A 24500-nucleotide genomic window follows, 5' to 3' on the forward strand; every position below is an offset into this window, starting at 1 on the left:
ATGAGTACGAGCATGAGTACGCGCGGGAGTTCGGGCGGGAGTTCGGGCGTGAGTACGAGGCCGGGCCCGGTCAGCAGGCCGTTGCGCCGCTTCATCGACTACGCCGTCCTGAGCGTGCTGGCGTTCGTCTTCGTACTCCCCGTCCTCTATCTCTTCCTCGGCAGCCTCAAGCCGTCCGACGACGTCCTGAACGGCCTGTCCGGCTTCCTCCCCACCAACCTCTCCTTCGACAACTACACCGCGGTCCTCGACAGCCTCAACTCCGACAGCACCGGCTACTTCTGGCGCTTCATGGGCGTCTCGCTGCTGTTGGCGTTCGTGGTCGTGACAGGCGGCCTGTTCGTCAACTCGATGGCGGCGTACGGACTTTCGCGGCTGAAGTGGCGAGGCAGGGAAGCGGTGTTCACGCTGGTCCTGCTGCTGATGCTGGTCCCGTTCGAGTCGGTCGCCGTCCCGCTCTTCTACATGTTCAACGACCAGCGGAACACCCTCTACATCCAGGCGCTCCCCTTCATCGCCAACGCCTTCTCCGTCTACCAGTTCCACACGTTCTTCCGCTCGATCCCGCCGAGCATCGAGGAGGCGGCCAAACTGGACGGGGCGGGACCCTGGCGCACGTTCTTCGCGATCATTGTCCCGATGTCGAAACCGGCGTTCGCGTCGGTCGCGATCCTCACGTTCCTCACGCAGTGGGGCTCGTTCCTCTGGCCGGTCCTGATGGTCTCCGACCCGTCGGTCCGCCCGCTCCCCCTGGAGATCAGCGTCTTCCAGGGCCAACAGCCCCCCGACTGGGGCCAGATCCTCGCCTTCGGCGTGCTCCTGGTCCTGCCGGTCCTGGTGATCTTCGCCTTCTTCCAGCGCTGGTTCGTCCAGGGCGTGGCCAGCTCGGCCGTGAAGGGCTGAGCGACGACCGGCTCGGCCGGGTCAGCCGCCGAAGCGGCTGCGGGAGCTCTCGATGTCGCCGAGGTACCGATGGGTCCAGTCGCACATGCTGTCGACCGTCGCCCGGAGCCCCTGACCCGGCTCGGTGAGGGTGTACTCGACGCGCGGCGGCACGGTCGGGTGCACCTTCCGCTCGACCAGGCCGTTGCGCTCCAGCATGCGCAGGTTCTGGGTGAGCATCTTGTGGCTGACGCCCTCGACCTCGTTCCGCAGCTCGCTGAAACGAAGAGTGCGCTCACCGAGGGCCTCGATGATCAGAAACGCCCACTTGTTGGCGATGTCCGAGAAGATCTCCCGCGCCAGAGAGTCCGCGCGCCGCAGGTCCGCCTCGTCGGGCGAGCCGCTGAACTGCTTGGTCACCATCAGGTTCCCCAGTCACCGAAAAGTGCGTTCTTCCATGTCAACGACCACTCTCCTACGGTTCCTGAGTAACCACAAGAGAGTACGAGTGGGGCTTCGAGGTTGTGCGGTGCCTCCCGCAGGGGGATTGGAAGGTTTGGGACACGCGTGACCTCGGCGGGCCTGGGCGCGGGCGCGGGGAGCTGTCCCATTTCTTCCAATCACCAAATCCGGGAGACCCCGCTCAACCTCGAAGACCCGACAAGGAGGCACAGAGCATGGCCATCACCCTGGTAAACCCGAGCGGACTGCCGGAGATCCCGGTGTACAAGCATGTGGCGATCGCGACCGGCTCGAAGACGATCTACGTCGCCGGGCAGGTCTCCTGGGACGCCGACGGGGTCACGATCGGCGAAGGCGACCTCGTCACTCAGGTCGAGACGTGCTACCTCAACGCCGGCAGGGCCCTGGCCGAGGTCGGCGCGTCCTTCGACGACGTGGTAAGGCTGACCGTCTACGCCGTCGACTGGACCGCGGACAAGATGCCCCTGTTCCTGGAGGGCCTCGCGCGGGCCTCCAAGAAGCTGGGGACCACCCCGATGGCACCGGGCACGCTGATCGGCGTGGCGACACTGGACATCCCCGACCACCTGGTCGAGGTCGAAGTCACCGCGGTCATCGACTGAGCGGAATGAACGCGGCCCAGGCCGCGGCACCGATCAGGAGCACGGGCCCGTCCGGGACTTTACTGTCCCGGACGGGGACGGTGCCGGGGACTCCGTCGGCTACCTCGACGCAGCTACCCCCGTTGCCGTCGCTGTAGGTGCTCTTGTGCCAGCGGGCGGCGCCGATGAAGTCGTAGGCGACCTCGACGCAGTCCTCCCCGCCGTCACCGCCGCTGTAGGTGCTCTTGCGCCAGCGGGCATTGGTCAGGTCGAACTCGTGCATCGTCTGTGGTCCTCCGCCGCCGACTCGATCAAGGCCAGGGACGCCTCGGGTGACAACGCGGCGGCCCTGATCAGATCGTAGGACGACTGGGTCCGTCTCACCACAGCCGGTTCGTCCAGCAGATTCCCTGAAAACACGCCTTCTGTATAGACGGTTGGTGGGGCGTCCTCGAACTCCATGAGCTTCATCATCTTGCCCATCGCAGGGTGTGCCCCCGTCGTGAACGGGAGCACCTGCAACAGAGCCTTGCGCTCCCGCACCAGCGCCGCGATGTGGTCCAGCTGTTGGGCCATGACGGCTGGACCGCCGACCTGGACTCGCAGGACCGTCTCATGGAGGACCACCCAATACACGGGCCTTGTGGCGTCCTTGAGGAGTCGCGTGCGGTCCATGCGTCCCTTGAGCAGTTCCTCGATGTACTCGTTGGTGGCGAGTGGGTTGCCCGCCAGGAAGACCGCCTGTGCGTACTCCCGCGTCTGAAGAAGCCCGGGTACCACCGTTGGCGCGTACTCGCAGATCTCTGTGGCCAGCCGCTCCAGCTCCACCACGTGTGCGAAGTACTCCGTATACGGCTGGTCCATGATGAGCTTTCGCCACAGCCGCTCGAAAAAACCACCGGTTTGTAGGACCTCATCGATCCTCTTCGCCACATCCAACTGCGGCTTCCGAATGGCCTGTTCGAATTGCCCAATATAGCCGCCCGACACAAAAACGCGAGAACCCAACTCCGTCTGAGTTAACCCGGCCTCCTCCCTGCGTCTCTTCAGCTCCGTTCCGAAGAACTCCCAAGCAGCCTGTCGTGAACCGTTGGCCATGGCCAAGCCCCCTTGTACGGCCTTGTGCGGCCTTGTAGTGCCTTGCACTGCACCACCGTTGCTGAGCGTAGAGGTCTTCCAAAGTCTAGGCGGCGCGCGTCACCGTAGAGACGAAAAGCGTGAAACCCAAAAGGAAAGGGGAACACCGTGAAGGCTGACGGGATCGACCACGGCGCACAGCACTCGGCGACGTGTGTCGAACAAGCGGAGGAAACGGTGAAGGAATTGCGCGCTGCGCTGGCAACGGCAGGAATTACGTTGCCGTCACTCGGGATCGACCCGGCAAGTTTGGCGCGAGAGGTCCCTCGGCCGCTCGTGGAATTGGGCCGGTGTTCCGTCGAGACGGCGGCCCGGCTCGCGGCGGTGCTCGGATGAAGCCGACGGTCGGGACGTACGTCGTCGACACGAGAACGGGAAGGGTGGGCGTGGTGATGGGACACGTGGGGCCGTACGTACAGCTCAGACCGTACGGCGGCGGCAAGGAGTGGGACTGCGCACCGGACTCCGTCCGGGGAGCCACGGCTGCGGAACGCCTCAGCGCGGCGACCGCGTACGCCAACGCACGCAGCCGGGGCGAGGTCCCTTGAAGGGACCACGTGACGGGGAGGGGCGCCCTGGATGGCCGAAGAGCGGCTTGACATAGGGTGCGGAGCCATGGCTATGGCGATATGGAGACGTCGCAGGCAGAAGGCCGCGCGCAAGTACCCCGTGCCGCTCACCGCGCACCAGCTGTGGATGGTGTCGCTCAGCGCGCCGGTGAACCGTGACCGGGACGCCTCGCGGACGACCCTGTACCCGTTCACCCGCATCGACGACGACAAGGCCCGGCGCTGGCTGGCCGACCAGTGGGAGATCACCTCGCGTGACCAACTGGCCGGCCGGCTCGACGGCCTCGCACGTACTGGTTACCGCGCCCGCGCCCGGCTACGGCTCGGCGTCGAACCCCTGGCGTGGGACGCCGCTCTGTACGTGGACATCTCCCGCAGGGGCTTCGCGTGCGGGATGCTCAGCGAGGCCGACGCGTGGACCGCGCTCAAGAACATCGTCCCGGCGGTGGTGCGTTCGTACACCTCCTGGAACGAGTACGCCGAGCACTACCTGCTCGGCAGGATGGTCTGGCGGGACAACCTCCAGGGCGCGCGGGACGGCGCCCGGAACGGCACCCGGGAGGGCGCCCGGGACGCTTCCTTCCCCGCCCCGCAGGCCGTCTCCGATGCCCACGTGAAGTCCCTCCTGGACCCCGCGAACCGGGCCAGCCCCTGGAACATGGCGCCCTGGGACGCGATCAGCCACCCCGACCACACCCGCTGACTCCGTACGCGAGAATGGGCCCATGAGTCTGTTCCGCGACGACGGCATCGTGCTGCGCACCCAGAAGCTGGGTGAGGCGGACCGGATCATTACCCTGCTCACTCGCGGTCACGGGCGCGTACGCGCTGTCGCCCGGGGTGTCCGGCGGACCAAGTCCAAGTTCGGGGCGCGGCTCGAACCCTTCTCCCACGTCGACGTGCAGTTCTTCGCGCGGGGGAGCGAGCTGATCGGGCGCGGGCTGCCGCTCTGCACACAGAGCGAGACGATCGCTCCGTACGGTGGCGGGATCGTCGCCGACTACGCGCGGTACACCGCCGGGACGGCCATGCTGGAGACCGCCGAGCGGTTCACCGATCACGAGGGCGAGCCGGCCGTGCAGCAGTATCTGCTGCTGGTCGGCGGGCTGCGCACGCTCGCCCAGGGCGAGCACGAGCCGCATCTGATCCTCGACGCCTTTCTCCTACGCTCCCTCGCCGTGAACGGCTACGCGCCGAGCTTCGGCGACTGTGCGAAATGCGGCATGGCCGGACCGAATCGGTTCTTCTCGGTCGCCGCGGGGGGTTCGGTCTGCGTCGACTGCCGGGTGCCCGGCAGCGTCGTACCCTCGGCGGGGGCCCTCGAACTGCTCGGCGCGCTGCTGACGGGAGACTGGGCGACCGCGGACGCGTGCGAGCCGCGGTATGTCAGGGAGGGCAGCGGTCTGGTGTCGGCCTACCTGCACTGGCACCTGGAGCGCGGACTGCGCTCGCTGCGTTACGTAGAGAAGTGACAAGAAGTAAGAAGAAGTAAGAAGAAGCAAGCGACCGGGCAGAGATCAGAGGGAGACGAGAAGCAGATGGTGGTACGCGGGATTCTGGGGCGCCAGCGCCGCGAGTACAAGACGCCGGAGCCGCACCCGTCCGGCGCCCGCTCGCCCAAGCTCCCCGGCGAGCTGATCCCGAACCACGTGGCGTGCGTGATGGACGGGAACGGCCGCTGGGCCAAGGAGCGCGGTCTCCCGCGCACCGAGGGGCACCGGGTCGGCGAGGGCGTCGTCATGGACGTCCTCAAGGGCTGCCTGGAGCTGGGCGTCAAGAACCTCTCGCTGTACGCCTTCTCGACGGAGAACTGGAAGCGGTCGCCCGAGGAGGTCCGCTTCCTGATGAACTTCAACAAGGACGTCATCCGGCGCCGCCGCGATGAGATGGACGACCTCGGCATCCGGATCCGCTGGGTCGGCCGCATGCCCAAGCTGTGGAAGTCCGTCGTCCAGGAACTCCAGATCGCCCAGGAGCAGACACAGAAGAACGACGCGCTGACCCTGTACTTCTGCGTCAACTACGGCGGTCGCGCCGAACTCGCCGACGCCGCGAAGGCGTTGGCCGCCGACGTCGCCGCCGGGAAGCTCGACCCCGCCAGGGTCACCGAGAAGACCATCCAGAAGTACCTCTACTACCCGGACATGCCGGACGTGGACCTGTTCCTGCGCCCGAGCGGCGAGCAGCGCACGTCCAACTACCTGATCTGGCAGTCCAGTTACGCGGAGATGGTCTTCCAGGACGTCCTGTGGCCCGACTTCGACCGCCGTGACCTGTGGCGTGCGTGTGTCGAGTACGCCTCCCGCGACCGCCGCTTCGGCGGAGCGGTCCCGAACGAGCAACTGCTGGAGATGGAACGGGACATGAAGGGCAACACCGAGGTCTGAGGGCAGCCCGTCCGAGGCAGCACAGCGGCACCCGGCGTTCCCACGCCGGGTGCCGCTGCAGTACCGGGAGGGATCAGCTGGTTGTCACCGCCGTGTCGTCGATCACGAAGCTCGTCTGGAGCGAGGAGTCCTCGACACCGGTGAACTTCAGCGCGACGGTCGTTCCGGCGTAGGCCGACAGGCTCAGCGACTTGGCGACATACCCGCTGGCCGCGTTCAGGTTCGAGTAGGTGGCCAGAGTCGTCGACCCGGCGGTCACCGTCAGCTTGTCGTACTGCGTGCTGGTGGTGGTCTCCGCCGTGTCGACGTGCAGGTAGAACGTGAACGTGGTGCCCGTGCAGCCGCTCGGGATCGTCACCGACTGGGACAGCGTGTCGGTGTGCGTCGAGCCGTAGCCGTCCAGCCATGCCTTGTACGAGCCGGTCCGGGCCGCCTGGTCGGTGTCACTGGTGATGACGCCGCTGGTGGCGGTCCAGGTGGTGTTCCCGGACTCGAAGCCGGCGTTGCCGAGCAGCTGGGCCGAGGTGCAGGAGCCGCCGGTCGCGCTGACCGTCCAGGTGAAGGACGCCGTGCCGGTGGCGCCCGTGCTGTCGGTCACCGTGACCGTGGTGCTGTAGGTGCCCGCCGTGGTCGGGGTGCCGGAGATGGTGCCCGTGGAGCTGCTGATCGACAGGCCGGTGGGCAGACCGGTCGCGGCGTACGTCAGCGTGCCGCTGTTGGTGCTGCTGGCCGTGATCGCCAGGCTCACCGCCGTGCCGACCGTGGACGACTGGCTGCCCGGGTTGGTGACCGTGACACCCGTGGTCGGCACGGTGATGTGGCTGCCGACGTTGATACCGGCGAAGGCGTTGCCGACCCCGGCATACTGGGTGGAACTGCTGCCGTAGAGCGCCGCGGCGGCGTTCAGCGCGGCGGTGCGGGCCTGGGCGTACGTGGTGCTGGACGTCATGTACGTCGTCAGCGCCTTGTACCAGATCTGCAGGGCGGCGGCCCGGCCGATGCCCGCGACGGCGACACCGTCGGAGGTCGGGCTGTTGTAGGTCACGCCGTTGATGGTCTTGGAGCCGCTGCCCTCGGAGAGCAGGTAGAACATGTGGTTCGCCGGGCCCGAGGAGTAGTGGACGTCCGCACTCCCGATGCCGGAGTACCAACTGTCGTAGGAGGAGCCGTCCTTGTCGGGCTCGTCCATGTAACGCAGCGGCGTGCCGTCGCCGTTGATGTCGATCTTCTCGCCGATGAGGTAGTCGCCGACGTCGGTGCTGTTGTTGGCGTAGAACTCCACACCGGTACCGAAGATGTCGGAGGTCGCCTCGTTCAACCCGCCGGACTCACCGGTGTAGTTGAGGCCCGCCGTGTTGGAGGTGACGCCGTGCGTCATCTCGTGCCCGGCCACGTCCAGCGAGGTGAGCGCGTGGGTGCTGCTCGTGCCGTCGCCGTACGTCATGCAGAAGCAGTCGTCGTCCCAGAACGCGTTGACGTACGCGGTGCTGTAGTGCACGCGCGAGTAGGCCGCCACCCCGTCGTTCTTGATGCCGCTGCGCCCGAAGGTGTTCTTGTAGAAGTCCCACGTCGTCTGCGCGCCGAAGTGGGCGTCGACACCGGCGGTCTGGGTGTTGGAGCCGGAGCCGGTGCCCCAGGTGTCGTCGGCGTCCGTCATCAGGGTGCCGGTGCCGGACGTGCCGTTGTTCAGGCTGTACGTCTTGTGGGTGCCGCGCGTGGTGTCGTTCAGCTGGTACGTCGAACCGGACAGCGTGGTGCCGATGGTGACCGTTCCGCTGTACTGGCTGTTGCCGGTACCGGTCTTGATGCCCTGGTACTGGTAGAGCTTCGCGCCGGTGGTGGCGTCGGTGATGACGTGCAGCCTGCTGGGCGTGCCGTCGTCCTGGAGACCGCCGATCACCGTCTCCCAGGCGAGCTTCGGGGTGCCGCTGCCGGCCCAGATCACCTTGCGGGCGCTGTCGGTGGTGGCCTTCTCGGCGTCCAGGGCCTTGGCCGCGCCGAGTGCCTTGGTCTCGGCGGACGCCTTGCTGAAGGTCGGGGTGACGGAATCGACCTTGATGGTCTGCTTGGTGTTGAAGGTGCTGCTCACCGTGCCCGAGGCCTGTGAGGCGGGCGGGGTGTGCACCACGACGTCGCCGCCGAGCACCGGCAGCCCGGACCAGGTGCGCTCGTAACGGGTGTGCAGCGTGCCGTCGTTGTCCTTGACGACATCCCTGACGACCAGCTTCTCCTTGGCGCCGAGGCCGAGCGTGGTGGCGGTCTGTGTGGTCTTCTGCGTCGCGCTCTTGATCAGCGCGGTGCGCTGGGTGGGCGTGAGCTTCGCTTCCTGGGCCCCGGGGCGCAGGGGACTGGGGCTCGGCGGCGTGGGCTTGGCGGCGGCCGGGACCGTCTGGACGCCGAGGGCAAGGAGGGCGGCGGTGGCGACCAGTGCGCCGGCCGCGGTGGCTCTGCGGGAGGGTCTCGCGGATCTGGCGGATCTGTGGGGGACGTTGCCGGTGGATCGTCTCACTCGGGACTCCTATGAGGGGCGGGGTGCGCGAGACGTGGGGGATGGCTGGGGGAAGACTGGCACTTTGATGAGGTCATGTCATTAGGGCCTGGAGAGGTCAAGGGTTATCCCTCTGTGACGGGACGTTACTTTACGTTGCCTTGGTGAGGGCTTGGCGTCCCTGAAACATGACCGAGCGCAGCTGGACATCACTCAGCCGGTCGACATCATGGATGTCGACCGGCTGCTTTGCTTTAGGGGCGCGGGGAACGGCGCAGTCTTTTAGGGGCGCGAGGAACTGCGCGACAAGCCCCCACCGGCCCGCACCCGAAAACGACCCGCAGACCCCTACCCCTTGGCGCGCGCAGCGCACTCCGCGCACGTGCCGAAGATCTCCACCGTGTGGGCGACGTTCACATAGCCGTGCTCGGCCGCGATCGCCTCCGCCCACTTCTCCACGGCGGGCCCCTCCACCTCCACGGCCTTGCCGCACACCCGGCACACGAGGTGGTGATGGTGATCGCCACTGGCACAGCGGCGGTACACCGACTCGCCGTCCGACGTGCGCAGCACGTCCACCTCACCGGCGTCGGCAAGGGACTGCAGCGTGCGGTACACCGTGGTCAGCCCGACGGAGTCGCCCTTGTGCTTGAGCATGTCGTGCAGGTCCTGGGCGCTGCGGAACTCGTCGACCTCGTCGAGCGCCGCCGCCACGGCGGCGCGCTGCCGGGTGGAACGGCCCCGAACGGGCGGTCCAGCGGTCGTCACCGTTGCCTCCAAACGTCTGCGGCTTGCCGGGCCATTGTGCCAGCCCGGACAGGGCGCGGTCAGACGCCGACCTTTCCGGTGGGTGGGCGCGTGGCCGGAATCGCGCACTCCGCCGGATCGACGGCCTCCTGCGCCGCGGCCTGCGCGGCGGCCCGCGCCCGGCGCCGGGCCAGTGGCGTCGCCAGCACCGTGAGCAGGATGAACATGCCGATCGTCAACAGGACAATCGTCGCACCGGGCGGCACATCCTGGTAGTACGAGGTCACCGTCCCCCCGGTGGTCACGCTCACCCCGATCGCCACCGAGATCGCGAACGTGGCGGCGAAACTACGGCTGAGCTGCTGCGCGGCGGCCACCGGGACCACCATCAGGGCCGAGACCAGCAGCAGGCCGACGACCCGCATGGCGACCGTGACGGTGACCGCCGCGGTGACCGCCGTGAGCAGGTTCAGGGCGCGCACCGGCAGCCCGGTCACCCGCGCGAACTCCTCGTCCTGGCTCACCGCGAACAGCTGCCGCCGCAGCCCGACCGTGACGAGGACGACGAAGGCCGCGAGCAGACAGATCGCCGTCACGTCCTCGTCGGAGACCGTGGAGAGCGAGCCGAAGAGGTACGAGGTCAGGTTGGCGTTGGAGCCGCCGGGCGCGAGGTTGATGAACATCACACCGCCCGCCATGCCCCCGTAGAAGAGCATCGCCAGCGCGATGTCGCCGCGCGTCTTGCCGTACCAGCGGATCAGCTCCATGAGCACCGCGCCGAGTACGGAGACGGCCGTCGCCATCCACACCGGGGACCAGGAGAGGAGGAAGCCGAGGCCGACGCCGGTCATCGCGACGTGGCCGATGCCGTCGCCCAGCAGGGCCTGGCGGCGCTGGACGAGGTAGATGCCGACGGCGGGCGCGGTGATGCCGACGAGGATGGCGGCGAGCAGGGCCCGCTGCATGAAGGCGTAGTCGAGGAATTCGAGATTCACGGCGATGTCCATGGAGATGTTCATGGCGATCAGCTCAGCAGTCCCGTCCGGATCGGTTCGGCGTCGTGAGCCGCGTGCGGGTGTACGTGGTCGTGACCGGGCAGGGCGTGCTGGCCGACCGCGTGCGGGGGCGGGCCGTCGTGCAGTACGCAGCCGTCGCGCAGGACGACCGCGCGGTTGATCAGCGGCTCCAGCGGGCCCAGTTCGTGCAGGACGAGCAGGACGGAGGCGCCCTGGACGACCACCTGCTCGCGCAGGGTCTCCGCGAGGACCTGCTGACTGGCCAGGTCCACCCCCGCCATCGGCTCGTCCATGATCAGCAGCTCGGGCCCTGCGGCGAGGGCGCGGGCGATGAGTACGCGCTGGTGCTGCCCGCCGGACAGCGCGTTCACCGAGTCCTTGGCACGGTCCGCGAGACCGACCAGGGCGATGGCCCGCTGGACCGCCTCGCGGTCGGCCTTGCGCAGGACGCCGAAGCGGGTGCGGGACAGCCGCCCGGAGGACACCACCTCGGTGATCGTCGCGGGCACCCCGCCGGCGGCGGTCGTGCGCTGCGGTACGTAGCCCACGCGCGACCAGTCGCGGAAGCGGCGCCGCGGGGTGCCGAACAGCTCGATCTCGCCGCCGGTGACCGGTACTTGGCCGATGATCGTGCGGACGGCCGTCGACTTGCCGGAGCCGTTGGCGCCGAGCAGCGCGACGACCTCACCGCGCTTCACGGTGAGGTCGATACCGCGCAGGACGGGGCGCGAGCCGAGCTCGGCCGTCACGCCCCGCAGGGAAATGACGCTCGATGCGCCGGCCTCGTCCCTCATACCGCCGTCCTTCATGCCGCCACCCTCCGGGGTTCGGTCACTTCGCGCCCAGTGCCGACTGCAGCGCCTTGAGGTTGGACTCCATGACCTGGAAGTAGTCGTCGCCGCGGGACTTCTCGGTGATGCCCTCGATCGGGTCGAGCACATCCGTCTTGAGGTTCGCGTCCGCGGCGATGGTCTTCGCGGTCTTGTCGCTGACGAGAGTCTCGTAGAAGACCGTGGAGACGCCGTCGGCCTTGGCCATCTTCTCAAGGTCCTTGACGCGGCCCGCGCTGGGCTCGCTCTCCGGGTCCAGGCCGTTGATGGCCTCCTCGGTGAGGCCGTAGCGCTCGGCGAGATAGCCGAAGGCGGCGTGCGTGGTGATGAAGACCTTCGTCCTCGTGTTCTTGAGGCCGTCCTCGAACTGCGTGCCGAGGGCGTCCAGTTGCTTGACCAGGGCCGCGGTGTTCTTCTTGTAGTCCGCCGCGTTGTCCGGGTCGGCCTTCTCGAAGGCCTTGCCCACACCCTCGGCGACCTCGGCGTACTTCACGGGGTCGAGCCAGATGTGCGGGTCCTCGCCGGAGCCTTCCTCGCCCTCGTGGCCGTCGTGCTCGGCCGCGTGGCCGCCGACCTCGTTGCCGTGCTTCTCCAGGCTGGTGAGGGTCGCCGCGTCGATCTTCGTCCCGATCTCGGACTGGCCGATCGCCTCGTCGACGGAGGGCTGGAGATTCTTGAGATAGAGGGCCACGTCCGACTCCTGGAGCTGCGCGGTCTGCTTGGCGCTGATCTCCAGGTCGTGCGGCTCCTGGCCGGGCTCGGTGAGTGTGGTCACTGCGACGTGGTTCGCGCCTATTCGCTCGGCGAGGAACTGCAACGGGTAGAACGACGCCACGACGTCGAGCTTCCCGCTGGTGCCGTCGGCCGCGGTGGACGCGGACGTGCAGGCGGAGAGCAGCCCGAGACCCAAGGCGGTGGCCGCGGCGACCGCGGTGCCGGATAGAAGACGTCGTCGTACGTTCATGACACCCATTTTCAACAACCTTGGAAACGGTTGTCAATAAGCCGCCTTGTGATCTGGACTTCATCCCGGTATGGGACGGGTGAAGGACAGGTCTAGGGGCAGGCGCGGCGACGAGCGGGCGAGGCCTGTGCGGTCCGGACCCCAACCGATTTGATCCGAGGGCAGGGACCGCCGGTAATCTGAAGCATTCGCTCTGAAGCAACCGCTGTGAAGCAACCGCCCGCCCGTCTCCCGACCACCACCCCCATCGAGGCTCCCCCAGAGCTGAACGCCTGGGGGCACCCCCATCGCACCGCAGCAGTCAAATTTCGCCCGTCGTCGTAATGAAGAGAGCACCGTGGCCGCCGACAAGATCGACACCATCGTCAGCCTGAGCAAGCGCCGTGGCTTCGTCTACCCGTGCAGTGAGATCTACGGCGGCCAGCGAGCCGCCTGGGACTACGGGCCGCTGGGTGTCGAGCTCAAGGAGAACATCAAGCGTCAGTGGTGGCGCTACATGGTGACGTCGCGCGAGGACGTGGTCGGTATCGACTCGTCCGTGATCCTTGCGACGGAGGTCTGGGTGGCCTCCGGTCACGTCGCCACTTTCACCGACCCGCTCACCGAGTGCACCTCGTGTCACAAGCGCTTCCGCGCCGACCACCTTGAAGAGGCGTACGAGGCCAAGCACGGCAAGCAGCCCGAGAACGGCCTCGCGGACGTCAACTGCCCGCACTGCGGCAACAAGGGCCAGTTCACCGAGCCCAAGCAGTTCTCCGGCCTGCTCTCCACGCACCTCGGCCCGACCCAGGACAGCGGCTCCGTCGCCTACCTGCGCCCCGAGACCGCGCAGGGTATTTTCACCAACTTCGCCCAGGTCCAGCAGACTTCGCGCCGCAAGCCGCCGTTCGGCATCGCGCAGATGGGCAAGTCCTTCCGCAACGAGATCACGCCCGGCAACTTCATCTTCCGTACCCGCGAGTTCGAGCAGATGGAGATGGAGTTCTTCGTCAAGCCGGGCGAGGACGAGAAGTGGCAGGAGTTCTGGATGCAGGAGCGCTGGAACTGGTACACCGGCCTGGGCCTGCGCGAGGAGAACATGCGCTGGTACGACCACCCGGCCGAGAAGCTCTCCCACTACTCCAAGCGCACCGCCGACATCGAGTACCGCTTCCAGTTCGGCGGCAACGAGTGGGGTGAGCTGGAGGGCGTCGCCAACCGCACGGACTACGACCTCTCCGCCCACTCCAAGGCCTCCGGCCAGGACCTCTCCTACTTCGACCAGGAGGCCGGCGAGCGCTGGACTCCGTACGTCATCGAGCCGGCGGCCGGTGTGGGGCGCGCGATGCTCGCGTTCCTCCTTGACGCGTACGTCGAGGACGAGGCGCCCAACGCCAAGGGCAAGATGGAGAAGCGGACCGTTCTGCGCCTCGACCCGCGTCTCTCGCCGGTGAAGGTCGCGGTGCTTCCGCTGTCGCGCAACCCGGAGCTGTCGCCGAAGGCGAAGGGGCTCGCCTCGGCGCTGCGCCAGCACTGGAACATCGACTTCGACGACGCCGGTGCCATCGGCCGCCGCTACCGCCGTCAGGACGAGATCGGTACGCCGTTCTGCGTGACGGTGGACTTCGACACGCTCGACGACAACGCGGTGACGGTGCGCGAGCGCGACTCGATGAAGCAGGAGCGGGTGTCTCTCGACCAGATCGAGGGCTACCTGGCCAGCCGCCTCATCGGCTGCTGACTGGTCGCACACAAGCGAAAGTGCCTTCCCGTCGCGGGAAGGCACTTTCGCTTTTCTGGCGGTGGCGAGGCTGAAGTCGAGCGCCGGGGTGTTGACTCCTTACTGCCGCCAGGCCGCGACGAGGTTCTGTACGGGGTCGCCGCCTTCGCGTGCGAGGTAGAGGGCGTGGGAGCTGACCCAGAGAACGGTCGGGCCGATGTGGTCGGGGTAGCGGTCGAGCATCGCCCGGAAGAACGCCTCCGGGGTGTCGTGCGCGGCCAGCGCGGCCTCGGCGTCGTCGAGGTACCGGCGGGTCTCGGCGAGGAGACGCGCGGCGTCGTCGTCGAGGTTCTTGTTCTGGTGGCTGGCCACGATGTGGCGCGGTGCCGGCGCGGCCACGGTGTCGATGGCCTTGCGCCAGGGGCCGAAGTCGCCGTCGGCGGACTCGCCGAGGTAGACGTGGACGCCGTTGTAGATGGCGTCGCCGGCCACCACGAGGTCCAGGTCCGGCACGTGCACGACCGCGCTGTCGTCGCTGTCCGCGTGCCCCACCTCCACGAGGTGGACGTCGTGGCCTTCGAGGGTGAGGCGGTTGCCGGGAGCCGCGACGGCCGTGACGGGGGACGGGGGGATCTGGCCCGGCCACAGGACGTCCCAGAGGACCTCCCGGGCGCCCACGTTGTTGTGCATCTGCGCGATGGCACCCGCGGTGGCGACCACCTGGGCGCCGAAGCGCTCGGCCAGCACCCCGGCGGTGAACCAGTGGTCACCGTGCCCATGGGTGACGACGATGTGCGTCAGCCGTTTCCCGCTCGCCCCGACCCGGTCGCCGACCGCCCGCGCCTGGTCGAGGGTGAGCGGCGGATCGACGAGTACGGCGTCCTGTGTGCCGTGGATCAGGGTGACCGCGATGGGCTGGAAGGCGCGGGGTGCTCCGTTCGGGAGCGGTCCGGGGCCGGCCATGGGCAGCGGGTCCGCGACGAACACGTCATAACCGAGGCCGGAGTTGGCGTTGGTGGACATGACTTCTCCTGTGAATCAGTGCATGTGGTGGGTTAGCTGGTGTTGTCGTCGGGTTGTTCACGCGCGGTCGAGGAGCTGCTCATGCGCGGTCGAGGAGCTGCTCATGCGCGGTCGAGGAGCTGCTCATGCGCGGTCGAGGAACTCCGTGACGTCACCCGCGAACTCCTCGTGGTGCTGGAAGAGGAAGCCGTGTGCCGCGTCCGGGTAGATCTTGATCTCCGCGTCGGGGATGAGCCCGGCGAGCAGGTGGGAGTAGCGGGGCAGGACCATCGGGTCGCTGTCGCCGTTCGCGACGAACACGGGTGCCTGGATCGCGCTCACCCGCTCCAGGAGCGCGATGTCGGGGATGCCCCAGGCGGTGATCGCGTCGTACTGCGCCTGGCGCGTCTGCCAGCTGGTGGGTGCGTCGAACTCGGCCCGGGTGAACATGCGTTGCATGGCCTTCTCGCCGGTGGACCGGCTCTCGGCCGAGCGGGTGTAGAAGACGTCGAGCACGAGTGACGGGACGACCTCGGGCTCGCCCACCGCGTCGATGACCCACTTCGCCCACCCGTGCATACCGGGGGCGCCCTGGGGTGCTGCCGAGGCGAGCACGAGGCGCCGTACCAGCGAGGGCCGGATCAGCGCGATCTCCTGGGCCACGAAGGAGCCCAGGGAGAAGCCGAGGATGTCGGCCCGCGCCAGCTCCAGGGCGTCGAGGAAGGCGATGGCGTCCAGCGCCATCTGCGCCACCGTGCTGGGCGTGGTGCCGCTGGATCCGCCGACGCCGGTGTTGTCGAAGGCGATGACGCGCCGGCCCTGGGCCAGGGCATCGGCCAGAGCGGGATCCCAGAAGTCGAGGTTGCCCCGGAAGTGCATGAGCAGCACCAGCGGCACCCCGCCCTGGCTGCCCCCGCTGCCCTCGCTGCCCCCGCTGCCCTCGCCGATCTCGCGGTACGCGTACTCGATGCCGTTGCCGGCGGACACCGTCTTGACGGGTGCCTCCGCGTAGAGCTGTGTCATCGGGCTCTCCCTTCGGGGCCGGCCCCACGGGGCCGGGATGGATGCCTGTCCGGCGGTCGATGCATGCGATGATGTATAGCGATCGCTTTACTTCGATGACGCCGAAGCTACTCCCTCCCCCGGCGGATGTAAAGCGGTCGCTATACTTGCGGCCATGGAGACTGGGGCAACGACCACCGGAGCCGCCCGCGGCGGACGCGGCGCGCGGGAGCGCATCCTGCGGGCGGCGGGAGAGCTCTTCTATACGCGCGGTATCCACGCCACCGGCGTGGCGGCGCTCATCGAGGCCGCACACGTCTCGCCGCGGACCTTCTATGTGCACTTCCCGACCAAGAACGCGCTGGTGGAGGAGTATCTGCGCCGGTTCGAAGGGGAGACGCCGCTCTTCGCCGAAACCGAGCTGGAGCGCACCGATCTGCCCCCGGTTCAGCGGCTGCTGGCGGTCTTCGCGCCGATCGACGGGGGCCCGGGGGCGGTCATCCGTGGCTGCCCGTTCCACAACGCGGTCGTCGAAGGTGCCGGGGCACTGCCCGAGATCGCCCAGCTCGCGCAGCGGCACAAGCGGGCCTTCCGCGACCGCCTCGTGGCCACCGCCGCGGAGGCCGGAGCAGCCGACCCGGAGGCCCTGGGCCGGCAACTGGCCGTGCTCTTCGAGGGCGCCAACGCGCTCGCGGCCTCCTGCGACGACGCGGAGGCATTCACGGACGCCCGGCATGCGGCGGAGGCACTGCTGGACCTGGCGTTGGCGAGACAGGGAGGCCGGCGGGGCGCAGTCCCGTCCGAATAACTCGGTTCCGTCACGTACGTAACGGATGTAATGGAACCGGGGTTTTTGCAATCCGGGGGGCCGGGCGTTCCGAAGGAGGGGCAGGCGGCCCGCAGGGGGTGGGCCGGCACCTTCTACGGGGGTACGGATGCGCAAGCAGGCAGTCATGGGCGTACTGGCGATGGCGGTGGCGATCGCGACCGTCGGGGCCGTCGGCGCCGGGGCGCTGGGCGGGTTGTCGGAGAACGGGGCCTCCGGGGCCGGGGTCGAGGCCAAGGGCGGCGGGGGCGGGCTGCCGGGGGCGCTCGCGCCGAGCGGGCTGCGGGCCGTCGGGCTCACCGCGGACCAGCGGCTGGTGGCGTTCCGCGTCGACCGGCCGGGAGCCGTGGTGCCGCTCGGGAAGGTCGGCGGACTCAAGGGCGACAGGACGCTGGTCGGCATCGACTACCGCGTCCAGAACAACAAGCTGTACGCCGTCGGGGACCGGGGCGGTATCTACACGATCCGTGCGGCGGGCGCCCGCGCCACCAAGGTCTCGCAGCTCAGCGTGGCCCTCCAGGGCAAGGCCTTCGGTGTCGACTTCAACCCGGCCGCCAACCGGCTCCGCGTCATCAGCGACACCGGCCAGAACCTCCGCCACAACCTCGACGACCAGGCGGGCGCACCGGCTCCGGGCACCACCGCCGTCGACGGCACCCTCACCAACCCGCCGGTGCCGCCGAACCCGGGTGCCACCGCGCTCGGCGTGACCGGGGCCGCGTACACGAACAACGACCTCGACGCGACGACGGCCACCACCCTCTTCGACCTCGACACCACGCTGGACCAGGTGTCGGTCCAGTCGCCCGCCAACGCCGGCAACCTCGCGCCGACGGGCAAACTGGGCGTGGACGCGCCTCTGAACTCCGGCTTCGACATCTACAGTTCGGCGCGGAACGGGACGAACACCGGGTACGCGGTGACGGGCGGCGAGTCGTTCCGGGTCAACCTGCTGACGGGGAAGCTGAGTTCGCTGGGCTCGTTCCCGCACGGGCGGCAGGTGGTGGACCTGGCGATTGGGCTGCGGCAGGGCTGAGCCGGGTCGGTCGCGTGAAGGGTGAGGGGCACCCGCCCTCGGCTTGGCGGGTGCCCCTCACCCTTCACGCAGTTGTTCTCAACGGCCTTGCAGCGCCTTGACGTTGTCGCCGAACGTCCAGTTCTTCGAGCCGTCCCAGTTGATGGACCAGGTCATCAGGCCCTTGAGGGAGGTGCCGTAGTTCCGCCATGCCTGGGAGACGAGGCTCGGGGCCATGTAGCCGCCACCGGCGCCCGACTGGGCCGGGAGACCGGGGACCTGCTTGTCGTACGGCACCCTGATGGTGGTGCCCTGGACGACAAGTCCCCTGTTCAGGCAGTCGGTCTGGGCGGTGAAGCCCTGGACGGTGCCCGCGGAGTACGAGTCGGCGGAGCAGCCGTACATGCTGCCGTTGTAGTACTGCATGTTCAGCCACCACAGGCGCCCGTTGTCCGCGTACTTCTTCACGATCGGCAGGTACGAGCCCCAGATCGAGCCGTACGCGACGCTGCCGCCGGTGACGTAGGCGGTCTCGGGGGCCATGGTGAGCCCGAAGTTCGACGGCATCTGGGCCAGCACGCCGTCGATGATGCGGATCAGGTTGGCCTGCGAGGCGGAGAGCGTGTTGATGTTGCCGCTGCCGACCAGGCCGGTCTCGATGTCGATGTCGATACCGTCGAAGTTGTACTGCTTGAGGATCGGCACGATCGTCGCCACGAACCTGTCGGCGACCGTGGAGGAACTGAGGTCGATCCCGGCCGTCGCCCCGCCGATGGACAGCAGGATCGTCTGCCCGGCCGCCTTGGCCGCGCACATCTCGGCCGGCGTCGCGACCTTCACGCCCGTGTCCATCCCGTCCTCCCACAGCGCGGTGCCGTCGGAACGGATCACCGGGAACGCCGCGTTGATCACGTTGTAGCCGTGCGCCGCGATGCGGGAGTCGGTGATCGGGGTCCAGCCGAAGGGCGGGTGAACGCCGTTGGACGAGCCGTCCCAGTTCTCCCAGTAGCCCTGGAGAACCTTGCCGGACGGGCGGGACTTCACGGCGCAGACCTCGGCCGCGGATGCCTCGGGGGCGGCGGCGATCGACAGTTGGGTGAGGCATGCCGTGGCGAGCGCGGCGGCCACCAGGCGCAACTTCCGGCGGATCATGCGGGGCCTCCTGAGGTGGGGGACACGGGAGGTGTCATAGGCATGGGTGTCATAGACGTGGGGTGTCGTAGACATGACAGTGCGCTTGGTCCAGACCTTTAGTCAAGAGGTCTGGACCAAATGCGATGCCCGGGAGTGCTACCCCTCCGTCGGATCCACCGTCGCCTGATGCGCCTCCGTCAGGTGTTCCTCCGCCTTCAGCCAAGGCAGGAACTGCGCCGCCTGGCGCCACCCGCACGTCTCGCAACTGATCGTGCGCTGTACGCCGGTTCGCTGGACGTGTACGACGTGTTCGCGGCCGTGCTGATCCCAGCGGCTTACCTTGCTCGTGTTGATCTGGGGCATGCCACCTCCTGGCGGTCGCGCTCCGCTTGCGCGCGGTAAGGAGTGTGCAGCAAGAACAACATCAACAGGGAGTCAAGTGTGGTGAGTTGTGTGCGAATTCCGCGTACTGCGGGCTGCGCAACTGGTGCGCCAAGGCGTATAGGGGACATTCGGGGGCCGCTGCGGGAGTGGTCCGAAGACCGGGTGCGCCAATCGGATCGACGAACTCGCCTAGCACCGGCCGGACAGGCCCTAGACCTTGCCCTAGACCACGGTTCGCGGCAGTCGCAGGCTCAGGCCCGTCGTCAGTGCCACGATCGTCAGCTGGACCAGGAGCGTCGTCACCAGCGCGTACTGCATTCCGTGGCCCGGGACGAGGGACAGGAAGAGGGAACCCAGGGTGGCCACGCCCAGGGCGAGGGCCGACTGCTGGGTGGTGACCATGACGCCGCTGCCGACACCGGCCCGGGCGGGCGGGACCTCGGAGAGGACGATCCGGAAGAGGACGGGGAGTTGGAGGGCCTGGCCCGCACCCGCGACCGCCGCGCCCGGCGCCAGTTCCCAGATACTCAGGTCCGGCCAGGACCGCCACGCGGCCAGCGCCATCAGAGCCACACCCACGCCCTGGATCAGCCCGCCGGCGGTGACGACCCGGGTGCCGAAACGCGCGATCAGCCGCGGGCCGCACAGCGAGACGGCGAAGAAGACCAGCGCCATCGGTGCGAGGGCCAGCCCCGCCCGGACCGGACCGAGCCCGGCACCCTCCTGCAACGCCACCGCGATCACGAACATGAACCCGCTGAAGCCGATCGAGAACGGCACCATCATCACCAGGCCGCGGCGCAACGACTTCAGCGCGAACAGACTCGGCGGGACCAGCGGCGTACGGCCGTGACGGTCCTCCCGGCGTTCGACGAAGTAGAACGCGGCCACCGCGAGCGGGAACAGGGCGAGCGACAGCCAGGTCCACAGCGGCCAGCCCGCCGCCCTGCCCTCCGTCAGCGGGGCCAGCAGCGCGAGCAGCGCCACGGCGAGCAGCACCGTGCCGGGGCCGTCGACCGGCTCCGGGTGCTGCGAGCGCGTCTCGGGGACGGCACGCGCGGCCAGGATCAGGCCGACGATCACCACGGGCACGTTCACGAGGAACACCGAGCGCCAGCCGGTACCCGCGACGTCGGCGGCGACGAGTACGCCGCCGAGGATCTGCCCGGCCACCATGGAGAGCCCCGCCGTGGCGCCGTACAGGCTCATCGCCTTGGCGCGGCGCGGACCGGCGGTCGCCGACTGGATCGTGGCGAGCACCTGCGGCAGCATCGCCGCCGACGCCGCGCCCTGCGCGACGCGCGCCGCCACCAGCGTCCAGGCGCTCGGCGCGAGCCCGCACGCCAGCGAGGCCAGGCCGAAGGCCGCCATACCGCCGAGGAAGAGCCGCCGCCGGCCGAAGAGGTCGCCGAGTCGGCCACCGAGGACGAGGAGGACGGCGTACGAGACTCCGTACCCGGCGATGACGAGTTCGAGGACGGACTCGCTCGCGTGCAGGTCCTGGCCCATGGTCGGCAGGGCCACGTTCACGATGAAGAAGTCGATGAGGGGCAGGGCCGCGCCGAGCAGCACGGTGAACAGTCCGAGCCCGCCGAGCACGGGTGGGACGACGGGCGAACGGGCAGTACGGGAAGCCAGGGTTTCGGTCACGCAGTCGAGAGTGCTCCCCCTCTCAGGCTGGTACCAGAGTCTCCTTATCCTGGTAGAAGGACTACCTGGCAACAGGGTCGGGGCGGCGGCAGGCTGGAGGCATGACGACCATGGCCGAGGAGACCGCGACAGCAGTACGGGAGACGGCGACAGCGGTTCGGGAGACGGCGACAGCGGTTCGGGAGACGGTGGTGTCGGAGGCGGGGGTACCGGAGACGGCCGTACGGGAGGACGGGGCCACCGGCGTACATGGGGCCACCGGCGTACATGGGGCCACCGGCGTACATGGGGCCACCGGTGTGCACGGGGCCACCGGCGAGCGGACGCCGGGGGCGGAGAGCCAGACCTCGCCGGAGCCGGAGAGCCTGACCTCGCGGGAGTCCGACATCCGGCGGCACGAACTCGCCGCCTTCCTTCGGCACCGTCGCGAGCACCTCACCCCCGAGCAGGTGGGCCTGCCCCGCGGCCGGCGCCGGCGCACGCCTGGACTGCGCCGGGAAGAGGTCGCGCACCTCTCCTCGGTGGGCGTCACCTGGTACACGTGGCTCGAACAGGCCCGGGACATCCAGGTCTCCGTCCAGGTCCTCGACGCCCTCGCCCGCACGCTGATGCTCGACTCGAACGAGCGCGCCCACCTCTTCCAGCTCGCCGGTGCCGTCGACCCCACCCCGGCCTCGCGCTGCGCGACGATCACTCCGGCGCTGTTGCAGATGCTGGAGCAACTGGAGCCGCTCCCGGCCTGCATCCAGAACAGCCGGTACGACATCCTCGCGTTCAACCGCACGTACGGCCGTCTGCTCTGCGACCTCGACGAGGTGCCGGCCGAGGACCGCAACTGCATGGTCCTCATCACGACGAACGAGCAGTGGCGTTCGTCGATCGTGCTGCTCGGCGAGACGATGCGGCTGATGGCCGCCAAGTTCCGCGGGTCGATGGCCGGGCATCTCGCCGACCCCGCCTGGAAGATGCTGCTCAAGCGGCTGCGCGCGGAGTCGGAGGAGTTCCGCGAGGTCTGGGAGCGGCACGAGGTGGTCGGCTCGCGCAACAAGACCAAGATCTTCGACAACCGGTACGTGGGGCGGGTGAGCCTGGTCCACACGGACCTGTGGCTCGGCCCGGCCGAGGGGCCGCGCATGGTCACGTACGTGCCCGCCGACGACGAGTCGCGCGAGCGGCTGGAGAAGCTCCTTGCGATCGCTGTGGAGCGTGGGTGAGTGGGTGAGTGGGTGAGTGGGTTCGAGGAGGTCGGTCGCTGATCGGCTCACGGACTCACGGGCTCACGGACTCACGGGCTCACGGGCTCACGGGCTCACGGGCTCACGGGCTCACGGGCCTGGAGCAGGCAGCGTCGTCGCGGACGTAGACGGTGATACGCGCCCCGGTGACACGCGTTGTTCCGCACTCTCGGAAATAGCGCTTCAAGGTCGTCGTTTTCGCCTCGTCCCGCGGGTTCGTTTCCGAGTGCGCGCCCTCGGGATCGCGGACCGCGACGATCCGGCCGAATGTCGGAATGCGTGCAGATATGTCGTGGGCGGGAAGCTCGATTCCGGCGAGCGTGTTCGAGGAAGCGGGGTCCTGCGCCAGGGCCAGATCCGTCAGGAAACGCGTGTCTTCGGGGGTGGCTTCCGTCCAGACTCGGTGGCGGCCGGAGAGAAAGAGCAGTCCGTCGCCGGGACGACCCGCATTCCGTACGGCGTTGCCGATGGCGATGACGTCATCGTGCCGACTCTCGGGAGTCCTCAGGTAAAGGCTCGGTGGGAGGAGTGCGGTCAGTACCGCGAGGGCCGCGATCCACGAAGTCCGGGAGGACGGCTGCCGTCGGGAGAAATGATCGATCCCGGCGCCCAGCAGCAAGGCGAAGCCGATGGTGCCGTAGAGCACGTACCGGTCGACGAAAAGGGGCTTGACCGGTGAGAAGAGGAGCAGCAGGAGCCCGGGAAGTACGAGAATCGGCAGGGCCAGGGCGGGCAATGGTATTGGTCCCCTGACCTTCAGGGGATATCGGGCACAGCCGATGCCCACGACGGCCATCGCCAGGAACCCCAGAAACTGCACCGGATCGGGCCAGGTGATCCAGGACACCTGTCCCGACTGCCCCGAACTGCGGATGATCAGCGGCGACAGCCCGGCCACGACGCACGCGGCGGTCACGCTCCACGCTCTCAGCACCGGGCGTGGAACGCCGGAGACGAGCAACGTGACGCCGTGCGCGGCGAGGGCGAGGACGGCGAACTCATGGAGCAGCCCGGCGATCAGCAGGGTGGAGCCATAGGCCGTCCATTGCCATTGCCATTGCCATTGGCATTGCCACCGTCTGTGCTGCGGGACGCGCGTGACGAGTACGACGAGCGCATAGGTCGCCCAGGTGACGAGGGCACACACCATGGCGTAGGAACGGCCTTCTTGCGTGTACCGCTGGACCTGGGGAATCAGGGGAAATACCAGTCCGGCCAGGAGTCCGGCACGAGGGCCCGCGAGGCGTAGCCCCAAAAGGCCGACGCCTGCCGCCGCCGCGGACATCGCCAGCACCGACGGCAGTCGCAAGGTCAGCAGACCGCCGCCGAAAAGGCCGTAGAGCTCGTGCATCACGGCGTAGTAGAAGGCGTGGACCAGATCGACTTCCTGGGTGGTACGCCATATCCGGGACAGATCGCGGTGCGCGAGCTGATAGGTGACGGACTCGTCGCCCCACATGCTGTTCTGCCTGCGGATTCCCCAGAGTCCAAGAGCGAGCGTCAATATCATGGGCGCGATCGCGACACATGCCTTGATGCGGAATGGGGAGAGGCCGCCGGAGAAGACGCCTGAGAAGCCGCCGAAGAAGTCGGCGAACGAGGCGGTCTTTTCCGGCTTCGGTGCTTGTTGACGGACCGTACTGGGCATCGGCGGCTGGGCCTTTCCAAGGCGACGAAAGCGCCGTCAGCGTGCCTGGCCCCTGCTGACCGGATGCTGACCCAACCTGATCACGGCGTCAGGAAGCCGTGCGGGGACTGTGCGACGCTGCACGTCATGCGCATCCTGGTGATCGAAGACGAGGTGGACCTCGCTCAGACCCTGCACACCGGGCTGACCGCCGAGGGCTACAGCGTCGATCTCGCTCACGACGGCCGACAGGGCCTGTGGATGGCCCGTACCGGGGAATACGCGCTTGTCGTCCTGGACTTGATGCTGCCCGGACTCAACGGCTACAAGGTGTGCGCCCAGTTGCGCCGCGAGGGCAACGCGACTCCCATCCTGGTGCTCACCGCGAAGGACGGCGAGTGGGACCAGGCCGAGGCCCTGGACACCGGCGCCGACGACTACCTGGCCAAACCCTTCTCGTACGTGGTGCTCGTCGCGCGCCTGCGGGCTCTGGTGCGACGGGGTTCCGCGACCACACCGCCCGTCCTTGCCGTGGGCGACCTGTCGGTGGATGTCGCCACCCGCATCTGTCGCCGTGCCGGTACCCGGGTGGACCTCACGCCCCGGGAGTTCGCGGTGCTGGAACTGCTGGTCCGCCGGGCGGGACAGGCGGTCTCGAAAGCGGACCTGCTGCATCACGCGTGGCCCGACGAGGCATGGGATCCCAACCTGGTGGAGGCACGCGTCAGCGCTCTCCGCAAGAAGGTGGACGCCGCGTTCGACCGGCGGTCCCTGCAGACGGTGCGGGGTACCGGCTACCGGCTGGTGGACGACCGTGAACGCGACTGAGCCGGGGCTCCGTT

At 68.4% G+C, this 24500-nt stretch carries 26 protein-coding genes; 12 read left to right on the forward strand and 14 right to left on the reverse strand.

What is annotated here, in order from left to right; genetic code table 11:
- Complete coding sequence (locus OHA11_RS31740) at positions 1–903, forward strand: carbohydrate ABC transporter permease (RefSeq protein WP_323186715.1); 903 nt, start codon at positions 1–3, stop codon at positions 901–903.
- A 21-nt stretch (positions 904–924) separates the two neighbouring features.
- On the opposite strand, the gene OHA11_RS31745 is transcribed toward OHA11_RS31740, so the two are convergent.
- On the reverse strand, positions 925–1305 hold the full coding sequence (locus OHA11_RS31745; protein WP_266502252.1) for a helix-turn-helix domain-containing protein: 381 nt from the start codon (positions 1303–1305) through the stop codon (positions 925–927).
- Positions 1306–1559: 254 nt separating this feature from the next.
- Here OHA11_RS31745 and OHA11_RS31750 point away from each other — a divergent pair, with 254 nt between their 5' ends.
- Positions 1560–1967, forward strand: coding sequence for a RidA family protein (locus OHA11_RS31750; protein ID WP_266502253.1), 408 nt, complete (start codon positions 1560–1562; stop codon positions 1965–1967).
- Here the strand turns inward: OHA11_RS31750 and OHA11_RS31755 are convergent.
- Complete coding sequence (locus OHA11_RS31755) at positions 1957–2229, reverse strand: DUF397 domain-containing protein (protein WP_266502254.1); 273 nt, start codon at positions 2227–2229, stop codon at positions 1957–1959. The two genes, OHA11_RS31750 and OHA11_RS31755, sit on opposite strands and share 11 nt — an antisense overlap.
- A complete protein-coding gene (locus OHA11_RS31760) occupies positions 2211–3044 on the reverse strand; it encodes a helix-turn-helix transcriptional regulator (protein ID WP_266502256.1) in 834 nt (277 codons plus the stop codon). Before OHA11_RS31760 ends, OHA11_RS31755 begins: the two co-directional genes overlap by 19 nt.
- Positions 3045–3206: 162 nt before the next feature.
- Here OHA11_RS31760 and OHA11_RS31765 point away from each other — a divergent pair, with 162 nt between their 5' ends.
- The 5 genes from OHA11_RS31765 to OHA11_RS31785 all read left to right on the forward strand — a co-directional run bounded on the left by OHA11_RS31765 (position 3207) and on the right by OHA11_RS31785 (position 6039).
- Positions 3207–3419, forward strand: coding sequence for a hypothetical protein (locus tag OHA11_RS31765; protein ID WP_266507603.1), 213 nt, complete (start codon positions 3207–3209; stop codon positions 3417–3419).
- Positions 3416–3631 (forward strand): hypothetical protein, encoded by a 216-nt coding sequence (locus OHA11_RS31770; protein ID WP_266502257.1) that lies wholly within the window; start codon positions 3416–3418, stop codon positions 3629–3631. Before OHA11_RS31765 ends, OHA11_RS31770 begins: the two co-directional genes overlap by 4 nt.
- Positions 3632–3698: 67 nt before the next feature.
- Complete coding sequence (locus OHA11_RS31775; protein WP_266502258.1) at positions 3699–4355, forward strand: DUF1266 domain-containing protein; 657 nt, start codon at positions 3699–3701, stop codon at positions 4353–4355.
- Positions 4356–4377: 22 nt separating this feature from the next.
- Positions 4378–5124 carry a DNA repair protein RecO gene (gene recO / locus OHA11_RS31780; protein WP_266502259.1) on the forward strand — a complete coding sequence of 249 codons (747 nt, stop codon included), beginning with the start codon at positions 4378–4380 and terminating at the stop codon, positions 5122–5124.
- A 66-nt stretch (positions 5125–5190) separates the two neighbouring features.
- The gene (locus OHA11_RS31785; protein WP_266502261.1) at positions 5191–6039 is read left to right on the forward strand and encodes an isoprenyl transferase; all 849 of its coding nucleotides are present in this window, start codon (positions 5191–5193) and stop codon (positions 6037–6039) included.
- A gap of 73 nt (positions 6040–6112) precedes the next feature.
- Here OHA11_RS31785 and OHA11_RS31790 read toward each other — a convergent pair whose 3' ends face one another.
- The 5 genes from OHA11_RS31790 to OHA11_RS31810 form a co-directional block, all read right to left on the reverse strand.
- Positions 6113–8467: a M4 family metallopeptidase gene (locus tag OHA11_RS31790; protein ID WP_266507605.1), complete on the reverse strand. Its 2355-nt coding sequence runs from the start codon at positions 8465–8467 to the stop codon at positions 6113–6115.
- A gap of 408 nt (positions 8468–8875) precedes the next feature.
- Positions 8876–9295: a Fur family transcriptional regulator gene (locus tag OHA11_RS31795; protein ID WP_266502263.1), complete on the reverse strand. Its 420-nt coding sequence runs from the start codon at positions 9293–9295 to the stop codon at positions 8876–8878.
- Between the two features lie 59 nt (positions 9296–9354).
- Complete coding sequence (locus OHA11_RS31800) at positions 9355–10293, reverse strand: metal ABC transporter permease (RefSeq protein ID WP_266502264.1); 939 nt, start codon at positions 10291–10293, stop codon at positions 9355–9357.
- Between the two features lie 5 nt (positions 10294–10298).
- The gene (locus OHA11_RS31805; protein WP_266502265.1) at positions 10299–11084 is read right to left on the reverse strand and encodes a metal ABC transporter ATP-binding protein; all 786 of its coding nucleotides are present in this window, start codon (positions 11082–11084) and stop codon (positions 10299–10301) included.
- 37 nt (positions 11085–11121) lie between these two features.
- Positions 11122–12084, reverse strand: coding sequence for a metal ABC transporter substrate-binding protein (locus tag OHA11_RS31810; RefSeq protein ID WP_266502266.1), 963 nt, complete (start codon positions 12082–12084; stop codon positions 11122–11124).
- A 337-nt stretch (positions 12085–12421) separates the two neighbouring features.
- On the opposite strand from OHA11_RS31810, the gene OHA11_RS31815 reads away from it, so the two are divergent.
- Entirely contained in the window at positions 12422–13804 is a 1383-nt protein-coding gene (locus tag OHA11_RS31815; RefSeq protein ID WP_266502267.1) for a glycine--tRNA ligase, read from the forward strand.
- A gap of 99 nt (positions 13805–13903) precedes the next feature.
- On the opposite strand, the gene OHA11_RS31820 is transcribed toward OHA11_RS31815, so the two are convergent.
- Positions 13904–14806 carry an MBL fold metallo-hydrolase gene (locus tag OHA11_RS31820; RefSeq protein ID WP_266502269.1) on the reverse strand — a complete coding sequence of 301 codons (903 nt, stop codon included), beginning with the start codon at positions 14804–14806 and terminating at the stop codon, positions 13904–13906.
- 123 nt (positions 14807–14929) lie between these two features.
- Entirely contained in the window at positions 14930–15808 is an 879-nt protein-coding gene (locus OHA11_RS31825; protein WP_266502270.1) for an alpha/beta fold hydrolase, read from the reverse strand.
- 154 nt (positions 15809–15962) lie between these two features.
- On the opposite strand from OHA11_RS31825, the gene OHA11_RS31830 reads away from it, so the two are divergent.
- Both OHA11_RS31830 and OHA11_RS31835 read left to right on the forward strand, forming a co-directional pair.
- Complete coding sequence (locus tag OHA11_RS31830; RefSeq protein WP_266502271.1) at positions 15963–16595, forward strand: TetR/AcrR family transcriptional regulator; 633 nt, start codon at positions 15963–15965, stop codon at positions 16593–16595.
- A 127-nt stretch (positions 16596–16722) separates the two neighbouring features.
- Positions 16723–17649, forward strand: a complete 927-nt coding sequence (locus tag OHA11_RS31835; protein WP_266502273.1) for a DUF4394 domain-containing protein — start codon at positions 16723–16725, stop codon at positions 17647–17649.
- A gap of 78 nt (positions 17650–17727) precedes the next feature.
- On the opposite strand, the gene OHA11_RS31840 is transcribed toward OHA11_RS31835, so the two are convergent.
- The 3 genes from OHA11_RS31840 to OHA11_RS31850 form a co-directional block, all read right to left on the reverse strand.
- Positions 17728–18780 carry a chitinase gene (locus OHA11_RS31840; RefSeq protein WP_266502274.1) on the reverse strand — a complete coding sequence of 351 codons (1053 nt, stop codon included), beginning with the start codon at positions 18778–18780 and terminating at the stop codon, positions 17728–17730.
- A 138-nt stretch (positions 18781–18918) separates the two neighbouring features.
- On the reverse strand, positions 18919–19125 hold the full coding sequence (locus OHA11_RS31845) for a hypothetical protein (protein WP_266502275.1): 207 nt from the start codon (positions 19123–19125) through the stop codon (positions 18919–18921).
- Positions 19126–19368: 243 nt separating this feature from the next.
- A complete protein-coding gene (locus OHA11_RS31850) occupies positions 19369–20796 on the reverse strand; it encodes an MFS transporter (protein WP_266502277.1) in 1428 nt (475 codons plus the stop codon).
- A gap of 101 nt (positions 20797–20897) precedes the next feature.
- Between OHA11_RS31850 and OHA11_RS31855 the strand changes: the two genes are divergently transcribed.
- Positions 20898–22010 carry a helix-turn-helix transcriptional regulator gene (locus OHA11_RS31855; RefSeq protein ID WP_266502279.1) on the forward strand — a complete coding sequence of 371 codons (1113 nt, stop codon included), beginning with the start codon at positions 20898–20900 and terminating at the stop codon, positions 22008–22010.
- Positions 22011–22113: 103 nt separating this feature from the next.
- Here the strand turns inward: OHA11_RS31855 and OHA11_RS31860 are convergent, their stop codons facing one another.
- Positions 22114–23679 (reverse strand): hypothetical protein, encoded by a 1566-nt coding sequence (locus tag OHA11_RS31860; RefSeq protein ID WP_266502280.1) that lies wholly within the window; start codon positions 23677–23679, stop codon positions 22114–22116.
- Positions 23680–23805: 126 nt separating this feature from the next.
- Between OHA11_RS31860 and OHA11_RS31865 the strand changes: the two genes are divergently transcribed.
- Positions 23806–24486: a response regulator transcription factor gene (locus OHA11_RS31865; RefSeq protein ID WP_266502282.1), complete on the forward strand. Its 681-nt coding sequence runs from the start codon at positions 23806–23808 to the stop codon at positions 24484–24486.
- The last annotated feature ends 14 nt before the right edge of the window (positions 24487–24500 follow it).

The sequence above is a fragment of the Streptomyces sp. NBC_00878 genome, from assembly GCF_026341515.1.
Lineage (GTDB): Bacteria > Actinomycetota > Actinomycetes > Streptomycetales > Streptomycetaceae > Streptomyces.